The following is a 16,335-nucleotide window of genomic DNA, read 5'->3' as shown; positions in this document are numbered from 1 at the left end:
TCAGTCCTCCTCGTCGAAGGCGGGCGCATGCTCGCGGGCGTACTGGACAAAGCTGTTGCTCACTCCCTGCGGGACCATCGGCCACACCATGGAGTCGGCGCTCACCACGAAGTCGATCACCACCGGACGGTCGTTCGTCTCGAGCGCGAGCTTGATCGCGGCATCCACCTCCTCCTCCTTCTCCACGCGGATCGCGAGGCAGCCGTAGGCCTCGGCGAGCTTCACGAAGTCGGGGATGCGGATCGTGCCGTGCCCGGTGTTGAGGTCGGTGTTCGAGTGGCGACCGTCGTAGAACAGCGTCTGCCACTGGCGGACCATGCCCAGCGACGAGTTGTTGATGATCGCGACCTTGATCGGGATGTTGTTGATCGTGCAGGTCGCGAGCTCCTGATTGGTCATCTGGAAGCAGCCGTCGCCGTCGATCGCCCACACGGGACGGTCGGGCTCGGCGACCTTCGCGCCCATCGCGGCCGGAACCGAGTAGCCCATGGTGCCGGCTCCACCGGAGTTCAGCCAGGCGTTGGGGCGCTCGTACTTGATGAACTGCGCGGCCCACATCTGGTGCTGGCCGACGCCCGAGGCGAAGATGCCCTCGGGCCCGGTGAGCTCGCCGATGCGCTGGATCACGTACTGCGGGGCCAGGAGGCCGTCCGTCGTAGGCGCGAAGCCGAGCGGGAACTCGCTGCGCAGCCCGTCGAGGTACGACCACCACTCCTCGATGTCGGTCTTCTCGCCGCCCGTGGCACCGCGGAACGCGGCGTCCAGGTCGGTCAGCACGTCGCGGACATCGCCCACGATCGGCACATCGGCCGTGCGGATCTTCGAGATCTCGGCGGGATCGATGTCGACGTGCACGACCTTGGCATTCGGCGCGAAGAGCGCCGCCTTGCCCGTCACTCGGTCATCGAACCGCGCGCCGAGCGACACCAGCAGGTCGGCCTCCTGCAGCGCCAGCACGGCCGGGACCGTGCCGTGCATGCCCGGCATGCCGAGGTGCTGCGGGTGCGAGTCGGGGAATGCGCCGCGGGCCATCAGCGTGGTGACGACGGGCGCGCCCGTCGACTCCGCGAGCTCGAGGAGCTCCGCCGACGCCTTGCCGCGGATCACGCCGCCGCCGACGTACAGCACGGGCTTCTTGGCCTCCGCGAGCAGGGTCGCCGCGGCCTGGATCTGCTTGCCGTGCGCCTTGGTCACCGGGCGGTAGCCGGGAAGGTCGATCTTGGGCGGCCACACGAACGGAGCCGTCGCCTGCTGCGCGTCCTTCGTGATGTCGACGAGCACGGGGCCGGGACGACCGGTGCCGGCGATCTCGTAGGCCGCCGCGATGGCACCCGGGATGTCGGCGGCGTCCTTCACCAGGAAGGAGTGCTTCGTGATCGGCATCGTGATGCCCACGATGTCGGCCTCCTGGAAGGCGTCCGTCCCCATCAGGGTCGAGAACACCTGGCCGGTGATGGCCAGCATCGGCACCGAGTCCATGTAGGCGTCGGCGATCGCGGTCACGAGGTTGGTCGCGCCCGGACCGGAGGTCGCGATGCACACGCCCACCTTGCCGGACGCGGATGCGTAGCCCTCGGCCGCGTGGCCGGCGCCCTGCTCGTGCCGGACCAGGATGTGACGCAGCTCGGACGCGTCCATCAGCGGGTCGTAGACCGGAAGGATCGCTCCGCCCGGGAGACCGAAGACATCGGTCACACCGAGCAGCTCGAGCGAGCGGACCACGGCCTCGGCGCCGGTGATCTCCGGCGCAGAGGATTGACGGGCGGGCGGCCTCGGCACGGCCGGGGCGGAATCAGCAGTCATGAGTTTCCTTCTGATGATCTGTGGAGGACGCCGGATGCCGGAGCGTCCGGGTCAGCCGGTGGTCGCTCCCTCGGCGGCGGACCGCACGAGGCGCGAGTACTTGGCAAGAACGCCTCGGGTGTAGCGCGGGGGAAGCGGCTCCCAGCCAGAGCGGCGGGAGGCGAGCTCTGCCTCATCGACGAGTAGATCGAGAGAGCGAGCTGCGATATCGACCCGTATCAGATCACCATCGCGCACGAAGGCGATGGGACCAGCGTCCACCGCTTCGGGTGCTATGTGGCCGATGCACAGGCCGGTTGTGCCGCCTGAGAATCGTCCGTCCGTCAAGAGTAGTACATCTTTTCCGAGCCCCGCGCCCTTGATGGCCGCGGTGATGGCGAGCATCTCGCGCATACCCGGTCCGCCCTTGGGTCCTTCGTAGCGGATGACGATGACCGTGCCGGGCTCGATCTCACCCTCGGCGACGGCGTCCATGGCCGCGCGCTCGCGCTCGAACACGCGGGCCGGGCCCTCGAACACGGCGGCGTCGAAGCCCGCGGTCTTCACCACGGCGCCCTCGGGAGCCAGCGAGCCGTGCAGGATCGTGAGTCCGCCGGTGGCGTGGATCGGGTTGTCGAACGTGTGGATGACCTCGCCGTCGATCGGCTGCGGGTCGAGGTCGGCGAGGTTCTCGGCGAGCGTCTTGCCCGTGACGGTGAGCGCGTCGCCGTGCAGCAGGCCCTCGTCGAGCATCGCCTTCATGATCACGGGGATGCCGCCGTGACGGTCGACGTCGTTCATGACGTACTTGCCGAACGGCTTCATGTCGGCGACGTGCGGGACCTTGTCGCCGATGCGGTTGAAGTCGTGCAGGCTCAGCTCGACCTCGGCCTCACGGGCGATCGCGAGCAGGTGCAGGACGACGTTCGTGGAGCCGCCGAGGGCCATCGCGAGGGCGATCGCGTTCTCGAACGCCTCCTTGGTGAGGATGTCGCGGGTGGTGATGCCCTGGCGGAGCAGGTTCACCACGGCCTCGCCCGAGCGGTGGGCGAAGTAGTCGCGACGACGGTCCGCCGCGGGCGGCGCGGCCGAGCCGGGCAGGCTGAGACCGAGGGCCTCGGCGACCGATGCCATGGTGTTCGCGGTGTACATGCCGCCGCAGGCACCCTCGCCGGGGGCGATGGCGCACTCGATGCGCTTCAGGTCCTCCTCGCTCATGAGACCGGCACGGCAGGCGCCGACCGCCTCGAACGAGTCGATGATCGTGACGTCCTTCTCGGTGCCGTCGGAGAGCTTGACCCATCCCGGCGCGATCGATCCGGCGTACAGGAACACGCTGGAGAGGTCGAGGCGGGCGCTGGCCATGAGCATGCCGGGGATCGACTTGTCGCAGCCTGCGAGGAGCACGGAGCCGTCGAGGCGCTCGGCCATCATCACGGTCTCGACGGAGTCGGCGATGACCTCGCGCGACACGAGGGAGAAGTGCATACCCTCGTGGCCCATCGAGATGCCGTCGGAGACGGAGATCGTGCCGAACTGCAGCGGGTAGCCACCGCCGGAGTGCACGCCCTCCTTCGCGCCCTGCGCGAGCCGGTCGAGGCTCAGGTTGCAGGGCGTGATCTCGTTCCAGCTGGAGGCGATTCCGATCTGCGGCTTGTCCCAGTCGGCGTCACCCATGCCGACGGCACGGAGCATGCCTCGGGAGGTTGTGGCCTCGATGCCGTCGGTGACGACGCGGCTGCGGGGCTTGATGTCGATGGGCGCGCTGTGAGAGGGATCATGCGAGGACATGACGGAAGTCTATTGCCGCCGAGAGGTGCGTTCGTCCGCCAACGCCTCCAGAAGCGCGGCGATCTCTTGTGGAGTGTCCACACGCAGGGTCGCGACGCTCTCCCCCGGGCCGACGCGCACGCCGAGGTCGCCCTCCCCGAGCACGCGCATCGCATCCTCGTCGGTCACATCGTCGCCGGCGAACAGGATGCCGGTGGCGTCGAAGCGGTCGCGGAGCGCGGCCATCGCGGCGTCCTTGCCCTCGTTGCGCGAGGAGAACTCCAGCACCCGGTGGCCGGCTCGGCGTCGCCAGTGCGGGAAGCGCTCGGCGACGAGGGCGTCGATCTCGGCGAAGACGCGCTCCTCGGTCTCACGGTCGGCCCGGCGGGTGTGCACGCCCATGCCGAACGTCTTGGGCTCGAACTCGGCACCCTCGTACCGCTCGATGATCGGCTTCGCCGCGGCCCACAGCTCCTCGCGCGCGCCGTCCTCGGTAGCCTCTCCCGGGGCATCGGCGTCGCCCTCTCCGGGGAACCAGTACTGGGCGCCGTGCGAGCCGGCGAGGGCGATCGGCGAGTCGTCGGTGTGCTCCGTGATCACGCGGAGGTCGTGCATGCTGCGGCCGGAGACGTAGGCGACGACCGTGTCCGGCAGGGCCGCGAGGCGATCGACCTGAGCCGCGACCTCGGGGAGCGCGCGCGCCGCCATCGGGTCTTCGACCAGAGGGGAGGCGGTGCCGTCGAAGTCGAGCGCGACGACCAGCCGCGGCGTGGCGGCCAGGGCGCTGAGGGCGTCGTCGGCGGTTCCGGGGATCCAGGGGCGCGTCACAGTGTCTCCATTCGCAGGGGGTTCGCTCCCAGTATCGCGGCCGCGCGGAAGGTCAGCGTCCACGCACCTCGGCGAGAGCGGCCAGGAACGAGGAGGACCAGGCGGCGACGTCGTTGTCGAGCACGCGCCGGCGGAGCGACCGCATGCGGCGGCCCTGCTCGGTCGGCGTCATCTCGACCGCGGTCATGATCGCGTCCTTGAGCCCCTCGATGTCGTGCGGGTTGACGCGCACGGCCTGCCGCAGCTCGTCCGCCGCGCCGGTGAACTCGCTGAGCACCAGCACACCGCGGTCGTCGACGCGGGTCGCGACGTACTCCTTCGCGACGAGGTTCATGCCGTCGCGCAGCGCGGTCACGAGCATCACGTCGGCCGCCAGGTACAGCGCGACCATCTCCTCGCGCGGATATCCCTGGTGCAGGTAGCGGATGGCGGAGTGACCCATCGTGTCGGTGTCGCCGTTGATGCGGCTCACGGCGAGCTCGATCTCGTCGCGCAAGTGCACGTACGCGTCGACACGCTCCCGACTGGGGCTGGCGACCTGGACGAGCGTGACGTCCTCGACCTTCAGCCGCCCCTCCGCGAGCAGCTCGCCGTACGCCTTGATGCGGTGACGGATGCCCTTGGTGTAGTCGAGCCGGTCGACGCCGAGCAGGATGCGCTTCGGGTTGCCCAGGCTGGCGCGGATCTCGGCCGCCCGGGCACGAACGTCCTCCCGCGCCGCGAGCTCGAGATAGGGCGTGGTGTCGATGGAGATCGGGAACGCCCGCGCCAAGGCGGTGCGCGTGCCGTCCCCCTCGGGCACCGCCACGTGCGGTCCCTTGACCTCGTAGCGGAGCCGACGCCGCACGGCGGTGAGGAAGTAGGTGGCGTCCTGAGCGCGCTGGAAGCCGATCACGTCGGCGCCGAGCAGGCCGCGCAGCACCTGGTCGCGCCAGGGCAGCTGGGCGTAGAGGCCGTGGGCCGGGAACGGGATGTGGTGGAAGTAGCCGATCGTCACGTCGGGACGTAGCTCGCGCACCAGCTGCGGGACGAGCTGCAGCTGGTAGTCGTGCACCCAGACGGTGCCCTCCGGGGCCACGGTGGCCGCGGCGGCTTCGGCGAACCGCCGATTGACCGTGACGTAGGCCTCCCACCATTCGCGGTGGTACTGGGGCGGCGCGATCACGTCGTGGTACAGCGGCCAGATCGTGTCGTTCGCGAAGCCCTCGTAGTACTCCGCCACCTCCTGCGCGCTGAGCGCGACGGGCACGAGTTCGATGCCGCCCGCCTCGAACGGCTCGAGCTCGACGTCGGCCTGACCGGCCCAGCCGACCCAGGCGCCGTGGACGTTGCGCATCATGGGCTCGAGAGCAGCGACCAGCCCTCCGGGAGAGGTGCGCCAGATCTCCTCGCCGTCAGGTCCCTCCACCCGGTCGACGGGCAGTCGGTTGGCGACGACGACGAAATCTGCAGCGGTCACGGATGACTCCTCACGGTTGACTCCAACCTACCCAGGATGACGGGATTCCGCCCGCGGGCGTCAGACCGTGACGGAGGCGCGACGGCGCCCTTCACCGCTGAGCGCCCAGTTCGCCACGCCCGCGGCGAAGGCGATGAAGGCGGCGATCATCGGCAGCAGGAGGGCGGCGGAGGTGCCCACGTTCTCGGCGATCTCTCCCGCCACGGCGGCGCCGATGGACTGCCCGACGACCACGCCGGAACCGAGCATCGTCATCACGGTGGCCGAGCGGCCGCGCGGGCTGCGGGCCGCTCCGAAGCTGTACTGCGTGACCAGTGTCGGCCCGATCCCGATGCCCATGATCGCGAGCGCGACCATCATCGTCCCGGGCGAGTCGACGAAGCCGAGCAGGAGCGTGCCGGCGAGCAGGATGCCGGAGAAGACGAGCCAGCGCGCCCGCATCGAGAATGCGGGAGGGAGCCACGCCACGCCCAGCGCCAGGAGCGCGGAGCCGACGCCCATGACGCCGTAGAGGAGACCCGCCTGCTCGGGGGCGCCACGGTCGGCCATGAAGGACGTGAGCGAGGTGAGCATCGTGCCGAAGAACATCCCCACACCGAGGATGCCGAGGACCACGATCAGCAGTTGCGGGCGGAACAGTTCCGAGACCGCCGACGGGGCCCTGCCGTCGGCGTCGCGGTCCTGCGACACGTGCCGGCCGCTGGGGTGCAGCGCGAACGCTCCGACGAACACGACCGTGAGCGCGGCAGCGCCCACGAGGGGCGCCCACGGCGCGATCGCGGAAGCCAGGACGCCGACCAGGAACGGGCCGAAGACGAACACGGTCTCGTCGGCCGCGGACTCGTACGCCATGGTCCCCGACACGGTGCGCGGGCGACGCTCCTCCGGCATCCGCTCGCTGATGATCGTGACGAGTCGGGACCGTGAGAGCGGCGCGACCTGCGGAGCGGTGGCGCCGATGCCGACGGCGGCCAGCAGCACGAAGCCGTCGGCCGCGGTGCCGTAGACGACCGCGGTGAAGAGCAGGAGCATCGCGCCGTTCGCGAGCGCCAGCACGACGAGCACGGCCCGCTGGCCGAAGCGGTCGGCCGCGGCGCCGAGGAGGGGGCCGAAGCATGCGGTCCCCAGTCCGACAGCGGCGGAGGTCAGGCCGCCGAGCGACAGGGAGCCGCGCGCCGAGACCACCACGGTCAGGACGCCGACGACCATCATGGCGAACGGGAGTCGCGCGATGAAGGCGATGAGGAAGTACGGGAAGCCGGCGAGACGGAGAAGGCTCGGCTCGGCGAGGGGCTGCGATGTGGTTGCGCGTGTCATGGCTCTCGCGCGTCGAAGACGCGATGTCGGGTGCCGCCGCTGTCCGTCGGAATGCCGACGGCCGGTAGATACACGGTTGTGCGGCCGCGGGCGAGCCGCGACGCCCCCAGGATAGCGGATGCCGCCGGGGAACAGCCGGGAATCGGGCGGCCCGCGACGGGTCTAGTCTGGGCGACACCCGCCGCCACGCTCCTGAGGAGGACCCCGTTGCCCACCGCCCCGCAGGACACCGCCTCGACCCGAGTCCTTCCCGCACCGTCGCTGCGGGCCGGCAGCGCCAAGACCTCACCGGTCCGTGATCTGCTCGCTCTCACCCGGCGCCCGGAGGTCATCTCGTTCGCCGGCGGCCTACCCGCTCCCGAGCTGTTCGACGTGGACGGCATCCGCGCCGCGTTCGACGCCGTCCTCGACTCCCCCGGCGTCCTCCAGTACTCCACCTCCGAGGGCGACCCCCACCTCCGCGAGGAGGTGGCGAGACGCTACACGGCGGACGGCCTGCCCACCGACGCCGCGGACCTGATCATCACCACCGGGTCCCAGCAGGGCCTCGGCCTCCTCTCGACGACGCTGCTCGACCCCGGCGACACCATCCTCGTCGAGGAGCCGTGCTACCTCGCTGCGCTGCAGACGTTCGCTCTCGCCGGCGCCCGGGTGGTCGGGATCCCCTACATCGGCGACGAGCTCGACCTCGCGGCGTTGGACCGTCTCGCCGAGGAGCACGGCCCGAAGTTCTTCTACACCGTGCCGACGTTCCAGAACCCGACGGGACGCACGCACGGGCTCGAGGCGCGTCAGGCCATCGCCGAGATCGCTCGACGCCGAGGATTCCGCATCGTCGAGGACGAGCCCTATCGTCAGCTCCGCTACTCGGGTGACCCGCTGCCCTCGCTCGCGGAGCTGGCGCCCGAGCACGTGATCAGCCTCGGCAGCTTCTCGAAGGTGATCGCCCCCGGATTGCGCATCGGCTGGATCCGCACGACCGCGGACGTCCGTCCAGCGATCACGATCGCCAAGCAGGCCGCCGATCTGCACACGTCCACGATCGACCAGGCGGCCGCCGCGCACTACCTCGTCTCCGGCCGCGGCGAGCCCGCGCTCGACCGCATCCGCAACGCGTACGCCGCGCGACGTGACGCGATGCTCGACGCCCTCCCCTCCGCGCTCCCCTCGGGAAGCACCTGGAACCGTCCGGACGGCGGGATGTTCGTCTGGGCACGGCTCCCCGAGGGCTGGGACGCCACGGAATCGCTCGCGCACGCCCTGACGAAGGACGTCGCGTACGTCCCCGGCCTCTCGTTCTACTGCGGCACCCCCGATCCGCGGACCCTCCGGCTGTCGTTCACGACGTACGCCCCTGACAGGATCAGGGACGGCTTGTCAAGGCTCGGTGCGACCTGGGGTGCGGGCAGGTAGCGTAAGGGAATGCGCTACCTCTTCAGCACCGGACTTGTCGCTGCGATCTCGGCGGGGATCTCGCTGCTGCGTGGCACCCGCGAGCAACCCATCACCTGGCGCGCCGCGCTGTCCTGGGTGAGCTGGGGCATCACGATGGCTCTCGCCGTCGGCGCCGTGATCGACCTGAACCGCGAGCGTCGCGGAGTGCTCGTGGACGCCGACTCCCCGCAGGCGGTCAAGAAGGCCAAGAAGGCCCAGCGCCTCCAGTTCCGCTCGCAGAAGGCGCTCGCCGACACCCAGGACCACGCCAAGGACGCACGGTCCTGAGACCGTGCGTCCCGAACGCGCCGCTCAGCGCGTGAGGATCAGCGCTTCGCCCTGACCGCCGCCGCCGCACAGGCCGACGGCCGCCGTCCCTCCCCCTCGGCGGACGAGCTCGTGCACGACATGCACCACGAGTCTGTTGCCCGAAGCCCCGATCGGATGACCGATCGCGATGCCGCCGCCGTGGATGTTCACGATGCTGTCGTCCAGGCCGAGTTCGACCTGCGAACGGGCCACGACCGCGCCGAACGCCTCGTTGATCTCCACGAGGTCGAGGTCTGACGGGGTGATGCCCTGCTTCGCGCAGGCGCGCTCGATCGCGCGGGCCGGCTGCGCCTGCAGGGAGTTGTCGGGGCCGGCGGTCTGACCGCTGGCGCCGACCGTCGCGAGGACCGGCCATCCCTTCGCCGCGGCGGTTCCGCGGGTCGTGACGACCACGGCCGATGCGCCGTCCGAGATCTGGGAGGAGTTCCCCGCGGTGATGGAGCCACCCTCCGCGAAAGCCGCACGCAGGCCCCCGAGAGTCTCCACCGTCGTGTCCGGGCGCACGCCCTCGTCCTTCGTCACCCGCACCGGCTCTCCGCGGCGCTGCGGCACCTCCACGGCGACGATCTCCTCCTCGAACACGCCCGCCTCCTGGGCCGCCGCCGCACGCTGGTGCGAAAGCGCGGCGACCCGGTCCTGTGCCTCCCGGGTGAGCTCGTATCGGGCGTTGTGCCGCTCGGTCGACGCCCCCATGCTCTCCCGGTCATACGCATCGGTGAGCCCGTCGTAGGCCATGTGGTCGAGCACCTCGACGCTTCCGTAGGTCCAGCCGTCTCGCGAGCCCATCAGCAGGTGCGGTGCGCGCGTCATCGACTCCATGCCCGCGGCGACCACGACATCCGCGTCGCCGGTGCGGATCATCCGCGCGGCGTCGATGATCGCCGTGAGCCCGGACAGGCACACCTTGTTCACGGAGTGGGCGGGCACGTCCCAGCCGATGCCGGCACCGATGGCCGCCTGACGGGCCGCGTTCTGCCCGGAGCCCGCGGCGAGCACCTGCCCGACGATGACCGCGTCGACGTCCGCGGGATCGACGGATGCCTGCTCGAGCGCACCGCGGATCGCGAACGACCCGAGCTGGGGTGCGGTGAAGGCGGCGAGCTGCCCCTTCAGCCGCCCCTGCGGGGTGCGTGCGGCGGCGACGATGACGACATCGTTCTCAGACATGGTCCTGGTTCCTTCCGGTGGAGAGCGCGTGGGAGACGTCGAGTGGTGGTTCGGTCGCGGCGACGACCTCGTCGATCGTCACCCCGGGCGCGGTCTCGACGAGGACGAGGCCGTCCGCGGTGACATCGATCACCGCGAGATCGGTGATGATCCGGTCGACCACTCCCCTGCCCGTCAACGGCAGCGAGCAGTCGTCGACGATCTTCGCCGACCCGTCCTTCGCGACGTGTTCCATGAGCACGATGACCCGACCGGCCCCGTGCACGAGATCCATCGCGCCGCCCGGACCCTTGACCATCTTGCCGGGGATCATCCAGTTCGCGAGGTCGCCCGTCGCGGAGACCTGCATCGCGCCGAGGATCGCCGCGTCGATCTTGCCACCGCGGATCATGCCGAAGCTCGTCGCCGAATCGAAGAACGCCGCACCCGGGAGAGTCGTGACCGTCTCCTTGCCCGCGTTGATGAGATCGGGATCCACCGCCTCCTCCCGCGGGTACGGGCCGACGCCGAGGATCCCGTTCTCCGACTGCAGGACGACCGTGACGTCACGCGGCACATGGTTCGGCACGAGCGTCGGCAGACCGATGCCGAGGTTGACGTACGCGCCGTCCTCGAGCTCGGCGGCGGCGCGGGCGGCCATCTGGTCTCGGGTGAGTGCCATCTCAGGCTCCTTCCGCGGCGACGGTGCGCCGTTCGATGCGCTTCGGGATGTCGGTGCCGACCTCGACGATGCGATGCACGAAGACACCGGGGAGGTGGATGCCGTCGGGGTCGAGCTCGCCCGGTTCCACCAGCTGCTCGACCTGGGCGACGCAGATGCGACCGGCCATGGCGGCGAGCGGATTGAAGTTGCGGGCCGCCTTGTTGAAGATGAGGTTGCCGTGCCGGTCGCCGCGCGCCGCGTGCACGAGGGAGAAGTCGGTGGTGATCGCCTCCTCCAGGACGAACTCCGCGGGTGTGCCGTCCACGTCGAACGTGCGTACGTCCTTGACCGGGGAGGCGACGGCGACGCTGCCGTCGGGGTTGTACCGGCGCGGGAGTCCCCCCTCGGCGACCTGGGTGCCGACGCCCGTCTGGGTGAAGAACGCGGCGATGCCGGAGCCGCCGGCACGGAGCTTCTCGGCGAGCGTGCCCTGCGGGGTGAGCTCGAGCTCGAGCTCACCGCTGAGGAACTGGCGCTCGAACTCCTTGTTCTCGCCCACGTACGACGACGTCATCTTGCGGATGCGTTGCGCGGCGAGCAGGACCCCGAGGCCCCAGTCGTCCACCCCGCAGTTGTTGCTCACGACGCTGAGGTCCTTCGTCCCCTGGGCGAGCAGAGCCTCGATCAGCGCGATCGGATTGCCGGACAGCCCGAACCCGCCGACCGCGAGCGACGCTCCGTCCGGGATGTCGGAGACGGCGGCGGTCGCGGAATCCCATTGCTTGTCGATCACGTCTGCTCCTTCGAATGCGTGCCTTCCTCCAGCATCCGCCCTGCGTCCCCGTGCAGGAGAGCCCGGTCTTGTGATGTGGTCGGATACGGAGGTAGCGTCCACGATATGGAATCCTCCGGCCCCACCGTCCCCGGCGCGCAGGCGATCGCTCGTGCGGCCCGGCTGCTGCGCCTGGTGACCGCCGCCGGGGCCGACGGCGCCACCCTGCACGACCTGGCACGCACCGCCGACCTGTCGCGTTCCACGGCCCACCGTCTGCTCAGCGCCCTGAAGCTCGAGGGGCTGATCGACCGCGACGAGGAGAGCACGCGCTGGATGCCCGGGCCGGAGCTCTACCTGATGGGATCCGTGGCTGCCGCGCGGTACGACGTGACCGCCCTCGCGCGCGACATCGTGCGGTCGCTGGCCGTCAAGACCGAGGAGAGCGCGTTCTTCTCCGTGCGGCGCGCGGACGAGACCGTCTGCCTCCTGCGCGAGGAGGGCTCGTTCCCCATCCGCTCCTTCGTCCTGAGCGAGGGAGCGCGATTTCCGCTGGGCGTCGCGAGCGCGGGGCTGGCCATCCTCGCGTTCCTGCCTGACCACGATGTGGACGCGTATCTGGAGCGGCATCCCGAGCTGGAGGGCACGTGGGGACGCACGCATGGCCGCCGAGCACTGCGCACCCGCCTGTCCGAGACCAAGGAGCGCGGGTACGCGATCAACCCGGGGCTGATCGTGGAGGGCAGCTGGGGCATCGGCGCCGCGGTCTTCGATCGCTCGGGGCGGCCGGAGTGGGCGCTGAGCCTCACCGGGGTCGAGTTCCGTTTCGGCCCGGATCGGCTGCCGGAACTCGGCCGCACCCTCCTCGCGCACGCGCACCAGCTCTCCGCCCGGATCGCCGGCACCCGGCGGTGATGCGTCGATACATACCATCGGGTATATACTCTTTGGTATGAATCGTTCGGACGTCATCGCCTCACTCGTGCTCTCGGGCTACGCGCTGGGCCGGATCGCCGCCCAGGATGCCGGGAACGACGCACCCGCCGCCCAGTGGCGGGTGCTGAGTCTCCTGGAGGAGGCGGGTTCCCGACGCGTCGGCGAACTCGCTGCCGCCGCGCGCACCACCCAACCGGGTATGACACGCCTCCTCGGCGGACTGGAGCGCGAGGGACTCGTGCGCCGCTCCCCCGACCCCGACGATTCCCGAGCGACCGTCGTCGACATCACGACGCAGGGCGCCGCCGCCATCGCGGCATGGCGCGCAGAGTTCCGAGAGACGCTCGCACCGCGCTTCGCCGCCGTGAGCGACGAGGACTGGTCCGCTCTCACGCGTGCGGCGGAGATCCTCGCCGCGCACACCGCCACCGATCGAACAGGAGAAACCCGGTGAACACCCCCGCCACCACCTCGGTGTGGAGACAGCCCGCGCAGGTCTGGGCCGTCGCCTTCGCATGCGTCGTCGCCTTCATGGGCATCGGGCTCGTCGACCCGATCCTGCCTGCGATCGCCGAATCGCTGCAGGCCTCACCGGTCGAGACCGAGCTGCTGTTCACCAGCTACCTGCTCGTGACCGGCCTCGCGATGCTGGTGACCAGCTGGATCTCCAGCCGGATCGGGGCGAAGGCCACGCTGCTCATCGGCCTCGCCCTCATCGTCGTCTTCGCGCTCTTGTGCGCCCTCAGCGGCAGCGTCGACGCCGTCATCGGGTTCCGTGCCGGATGGGGACTCGGCAACGCGCTGTTCATCTCGACGGCGCTCGCCACGATCGTCGGCGCCGCATCGGGTGGCAGCAGCGCGGCGATCATCCTGTACGAAGCGGCTCTCGGACTCGGCATCGCCGTCGGTCCGCTGCTCGGCGGGATCCTCGGCGAGCAGAGCTGGCGCGGACCGTTCTTCGGTGTCGTCGTGCTCATGGCCATCGCCTTCGTCGCCGTGCTCGTGCTGCTGCGGGGGCCGCGTGAGAAGCGCGTCCCGGTGCCTTTCTCGGCCCCGTTCACGGCCCTCCGTCGTCCCGCCCTGGCGATCCTCGCGGTCGCCGCGCTGTTCTACAACATCGGCTTCTTCGTCCTGCTGGCCTTCTCGCCGTTCCCGCTGGGATTCGGTGCGATGGGGATCGGCTTCACGTTCTTCGGCTGGGGTGTCGCCCTCGCGGTCACGAGCGTCTGGGTGGCCCCGGTCCTCATGCGCCGCATGCCGCGCACGCGCATCATCCTCATCGTCCTCCCGCTGCTCGCGCTCGATCTCGTCGCGGCCGGTCTGCTCGTGGGCAACGCCGCGGCCCTGGTCGCCTGCATCGTCGTGGGCGGGCTGCTGCTCGGCGTGATGAACACGGTGCTCACCGAGGCCGTCATGGAGGCGACGGACCTGCCGCGCTCGGTCGCTTCGTCGGCGTACTCGGCCGTGCGATTCCTCGGCGGCGCGATGGCTCCCCCGATCGCGGCGCTGCTGTGGCACGCGTTCAACGCGACCGTGCCGTACCTGTTCGCCGCGGTGTCCGTGCTGATCGCCGCGCTCACCGTCTTCCTGGGACGCCGAGTGCTCGCGCACATCGACGACGAGCCGGCGGATGCCGCATCCGAGGACGCTGCGGCGATCCTCGTGGGCGACGCCGCCTGAATCCGGACCGCAGCGTCGGACCGGGCATCGTCGCCCGGCCCGACGTTGCTGCATGCGCCTTGGCTATCGTGGGGCCATGAGCGAAGGCATCCCCCTCCCCGAACGCAGCCGACTCGTGCATCAGCATCTCGTGGATGCGGGCGTCGAGACCACGATCCGCGTGCTGCCGGATTCCGCGCGAACGGCCGTGGAAGCGGCAGCCGCCATCGGATGCGACGTCGCCGCGATCGCGAACAGCCTCGTGTTCGTCGCCGACGGAGAGCCGGTCCTCGTGATGACGAGCGGCGGGCACCGCGCCGACCTCGCCGCGCTGACCGCGAGCATCGGCGCGGCGGACGTGACGATGGCGCCCGCGTCCGTCGTCCGCGCCGCCACCGGTCAGGCGATCGGCGGCGTCGCTCCGGTCGGCCACCCCGCTCCCCTTCGCACCTTCCTCGACGAGGCTCTTCAGGACCACGAGGAGCTCTGGGCCGCAGCCGGACATCCGCACACCGTGATGCCGCTGACCTTCGAACAGCTGCGCCTGCTCACGAACGGGACGATCGTCGCCGTCGCCTGAGGTCCTCGTCGCCCTCCCGCGTTCTTCCCCGTGCGCGAGAGCGACGGACGCCACGGAGCACGAGGCTCCGTGGCGTCAGCCGGATCGTGGCGTCGATCAGTCCTGCGGTTCCCGCCTGCGGGCTCGAACGGCCGCGAGGACCACGAGGGCGATGCCGAGTGCGAGGGCTCCGCCGCCCGCCCAGAGGATCGCTGCCGGCACATCCGCACCGGTCGTCGCCAGCGATGACGCACCGGTGAGCGGCAGTTCCGCCGGCGGAGTGACGGCGGTCGGCGGCGTCGGAGGCACGGTCGCCGGCGTGGTGGGCGGGATCACCGGCGGCTTCGCCGTCGCCGTGTTCGTCAGTGTGATCGCGACCGTCGACCCGCCGCCGACGGTGATCTGCGCGCCACCCTCCGGCAGCGCACGCACCCCGGCGCCGGTGAAGACCGGCGTACCCCAGTCGATGCCCTTCACCGCGGGCGGCGTGACCTCCTCCAGCGTGACGATCGTCCCTGCAGGGAGCTGGATGCGCGGAGCCGTCGCCCCTGCCGTCAGAGCGACGGTGCGCTCCACCTCGGGATCGCCGTAGCGGTAGCGCACCGTGTAGACGGCATCCTTCGGGACATCGGACGCACCGGTGCCCGCGACCGTCTTGGTCAGCGTGAAGGCTCCGGAGGCCGAACCGTCGCCGCTTCCGCCGCCCGTGACGGTCCAGACCTCGCGGTCGTGCAGCTGCACGCCGTTCACGTCGGCGACGTTGCCGTACGTGGCGCCGTCGACCTGCGAACCGGGCACCGTGAGGTACTTCACGAAGTACATCCGCGCGGGGTCGATCGGCGCGGGGATCTCGAGGTGGAATGCGGTCCCCGCGTCGTTCCACTCGCCGGTCCAGTCCGTGATGGTCCGGGGATCCTGATTCTGCATGGTGGTGCTCCAGACCACGAGCCGGCCGTCCTCGTTGTGGTGCTCCGCGTATCCGTCGCCCGCAGGCGTGAGGGTGTCGTCGATCACGATCGCGTCCACGCCCTGGAAGCGCGCGCCGGGCAGGGCGAGCTGCCAGGCGATGTCGCCGTCGTCCGTCTGCCACGACCACTTCTGCGGCTCGGTCGGCAGTGGAGCCGCCGGGCCGATGCCACCGCCGGGCACCTCGACCCGGGTGATCCGGCCGTCGACGGTGAACTCGACCGTGCTCTCGGTCGTCTGCTCGTCTGCACTGGCCGTGAACCACAACGATCCGTTGACCCCGGTGCGTCCGTCCACGTAGTCGGTGAGCGTGCACGTGACGACAGGAGCGACGTCTCCGCTCACGGCGCATTCGGCGACCGTCCGACTCGGATCCTCGATCGACGGCACCGTGAAGGTCATCCCCGTGCGCCCGAACTCGCTCGGCAGGGTGAACCCGAAGGTCTGTCCCGCCACGGCGCCGTCCGGCACCGCCCAGTCCGCATCGACGCGCACCTGGTCCCACTGTGCGACGGTCCCCCCGGCGCCGGACTTCGTCACGGTGATCGACGACGCGTCGACCGCCCCCGGATAGTCGTACTCGGCCGCCGTGGCCGCCCCCGCACCGGCGAGCGTGATCGCGGCGGTGAGCGCTGCGGCGGCAGCGGCGATGATCGTCGTGGTCCGGCGGCGCGCGCGAGCGCGCCGATTGCTTCTGTACACGGTGTTCCCCA

15 protein-coding genes are annotated in these 16,335 nt (G+C 70.5%); 6 read left to right on the top strand and 9 right to left on the bottom strand.

Annotated elements, in window-relative coordinates; genetic code table 11:
* Genes MME74_RS08040 through MME74_RS08020 form a run of 5 tightly spaced genes read right to left on the bottom strand, consistent with a single transcriptional unit; the run spans position 1 to position 7,156 of the window.
* Entirely contained in the window at positions 1 to 1,803 is a 1,803-nt protein-coding gene (locus tag MME74_RS08040; protein ID WP_267418277.1) for an acetolactate synthase large subunit, read from the bottom strand.
* 51 nt (positions 1,804 to 1,854) lie between these two features.
* A complete protein-coding gene (gene ilvD, locus MME74_RS08035) occupies positions 1,855 to 3,573 on the bottom strand; it encodes a dihydroxy-acid dehydratase (RefSeq protein WP_267418275.1) in 1,719 nt (572 codons plus the stop codon).
* A 9-nt stretch (positions 3,574 to 3,582) separates the two neighbouring features.
* Complete coding sequence (gene otsB / locus MME74_RS08030) at positions 3,583 to 4,380, bottom strand: trehalose-phosphatase (protein WP_267418274.1); 798 nt, start codon at positions 4,378 to 4,380, stop codon at positions 3,583 to 3,585.
* A 52-nt stretch (positions 4,381 to 4,432) separates the two neighbouring features.
* A complete protein-coding gene (locus tag MME74_RS08025) occupies positions 4,433 to 5,839 on the bottom strand; it encodes an alpha,alpha-trehalose-phosphate synthase (UDP-forming) (protein ID WP_267418273.1) in 1,407 nt (468 codons plus the stop codon).
* A 60-nt stretch (positions 5,840 to 5,899) separates the two neighbouring features.
* Positions 5,900 to 7,156 carry an MFS transporter gene (locus MME74_RS08020; protein WP_267418272.1) on the bottom strand — a complete coding sequence of 419 codons (1,257 nt, stop codon included), beginning with the start codon at positions 7,154 to 7,156 and terminating at the stop codon, positions 5,900 to 5,902.
* 207 nt (positions 7,157 to 7,363) lie between these two features.
* On the opposite strand from MME74_RS08020, the gene MME74_RS08015 reads away from it, so the two are divergent.
* Entirely contained in the window at positions 7,364 to 8,569 is a 1,206-nt protein-coding gene (locus MME74_RS08015; protein ID WP_267418271.1) for a PLP-dependent aminotransferase family protein, read from the top strand.
* A 9-nt stretch (positions 8,570 to 8,578) separates the two neighbouring features.
* The gene (locus MME74_RS08010) at positions 8,579 to 8,878 is read left to right on the top strand and encodes a hypothetical protein (protein ID WP_267418270.1); all 300 of its coding nucleotides are present in this window, start codon (positions 8,579 to 8,581) and stop codon (positions 8,876 to 8,878) included.
* A 24-nt stretch (positions 8,879 to 8,902) separates the two neighbouring features.
* On the opposite strand, the gene MME74_RS08005 is transcribed toward MME74_RS08010, so the two are convergent.
* Genes MME74_RS08005 through MME74_RS07995 form a run of 3 tightly spaced genes read right to left on the bottom strand, consistent with a single transcriptional unit; the run spans position 8,903 to position 11,523 of the window.
* Positions 8,903 to 10,087: an acetyl-CoA C-acetyltransferase gene (locus MME74_RS08005; protein ID WP_267418269.1), complete on the bottom strand. Its 1,185-nt coding sequence runs from the start codon at positions 10,085 to 10,087 to the stop codon at positions 8,903 to 8,905.
* Positions 10,080 to 10,748 carry a CoA transferase subunit B gene (locus MME74_RS08000; RefSeq protein WP_267418268.1) on the bottom strand — a complete coding sequence of 223 codons (669 nt, stop codon included), beginning with the start codon at positions 10,746 to 10,748 and terminating at the stop codon, positions 10,080 to 10,082. Before MME74_RS08000 ends, MME74_RS08005 begins: the two co-directional genes overlap by 8 nt.
* A gap of 1 nt (position 10,749) precedes the next feature.
* Positions 10,750 to 11,523 carry a CoA transferase subunit A gene (locus MME74_RS07995; protein WP_267418267.1) on the bottom strand — a complete coding sequence of 258 codons (774 nt, stop codon included), beginning with the start codon at positions 11,521 to 11,523 and terminating at the stop codon, positions 10,750 to 10,752.
* 105 nt (positions 11,524 to 11,628) lie between these two features.
* Between MME74_RS07995 and MME74_RS07990 the strand changes: the two genes are divergently transcribed.
* The 4 genes from MME74_RS07990 (at position 11,629) to MME74_RS07975 (ending at position 14,677) form a co-directional block, all read left to right on the top strand.
* The gene (locus MME74_RS07990; protein ID WP_267418266.1) at positions 11,629 to 12,417 is read left to right on the top strand and encodes an IclR family transcriptional regulator; all 789 of its coding nucleotides are present in this window, start codon (positions 11,629 to 11,631) and stop codon (positions 12,415 to 12,417) included.
* 37 nt (positions 12,418 to 12,454) lie between these two features.
* A complete protein-coding gene (locus tag MME74_RS07985) occupies positions 12,455 to 12,892 on the top strand; it encodes a MarR family winged helix-turn-helix transcriptional regulator (RefSeq protein WP_267418265.1) in 438 nt (145 codons plus the stop codon).
* Positions 12,889 to 14,118, top strand: coding sequence for an MFS transporter (locus MME74_RS07980; protein WP_267418263.1), 1,230 nt, complete (start codon positions 12,889 to 12,891; stop codon positions 14,116 to 14,118). Before MME74_RS07985 ends, MME74_RS07980 begins: the two co-directional genes overlap by 4 nt.
* A gap of 76 nt (positions 14,119 to 14,194) precedes the next feature.
* Positions 14,195 to 14,677: a YbaK/EbsC family protein gene (locus tag MME74_RS07975; RefSeq protein WP_267418262.1), complete on the top strand. Its 483-nt coding sequence runs from the start codon at positions 14,195 to 14,197 to the stop codon at positions 14,675 to 14,677.
* A 96-nt stretch (positions 14,678 to 14,773) separates the two neighbouring features.
* Here MME74_RS07975 and MME74_RS07970 read toward each other — a convergent pair whose 3' ends face one another.
* On the bottom strand, positions 14,774 to 16,324 hold the full coding sequence (locus MME74_RS07970; protein ID WP_267418261.1) for an Ig-like domain-containing protein: 1,551 nt from the start codon (positions 16,322 to 16,324) through the stop codon (positions 14,774 to 14,776).
* Positions 16,325 to 16,335: the final 11 nt, after the last annotated feature.

It is taken from the genome of Microbacterium oxydans (assembly GCF_026559675.1).
Classification (GTDB): Bacteria; Actinomycetota; Actinomycetes; order Actinomycetales; family Microbacteriaceae; genus Microbacterium; species Microbacterium oxydans_D.
This window is presented reverse-complemented; position numbering and strand designations above follow the sequence as displayed.

Coding starts and splice junctions, on each gene's coding strand:
- MME74_RS08040 (WP_267418277.1), bottom strand. CDS start 1,803: ATGACTGCTGATTCCGCCCCGGCCGTGCCGAGGCCGCCCGCCCGTCAA.
- ilvD (WP_267418275.1), bottom strand. CDS start 3,573: ATGTCCTCGCATGATCCCTCTCACAGCGCGCCCATCGACATCAAGCCC.
- MME74_RS08020 (WP_267418272.1), bottom strand. CDS start 7,156: ATGACACGCGCAACCACATCGCAGCCCCTCGCCGAGCCGAGCCTTCTC.
- MME74_RS08010 (WP_267418270.1), top strand. CDS start 8,579: ATGCGCTACCTCTTCAGCACCGGACTTGTCGCTGCGATCTCGGCGGGG.
- MME74_RS08005 (WP_267418269.1), bottom strand. CDS start 10,087: ATGTCTGAGAACGATGTCGTCATCGTCGCCGCCGCACGCACCCCGCAG.
- MME74_RS08000 (WP_267418268.1), bottom strand. CDS start 10,748: ATGGCACTCACCCGAGACCAGATGGCCGCCCGCGCCGCCGCCGAGCTC.
- MME74_RS07990 (WP_267418266.1), top strand. CDS start 11,629: ATGGAATCCTCCGGCCCCACCGTCCCCGGCGCGCAGGCGATCGCTCGT.
- MME74_RS07985 (WP_267418265.1), top strand. CDS start 12,455: ATGAATCGTTCGGACGTCATCGCCTCACTCGTGCTCTCGGGCTACGCG.
- MME74_RS07975 (WP_267418262.1), top strand. CDS start 14,195: ATGAGCGAAGGCATCCCCCTCCCCGAACGCAGCCGACTCGTGCATCAG.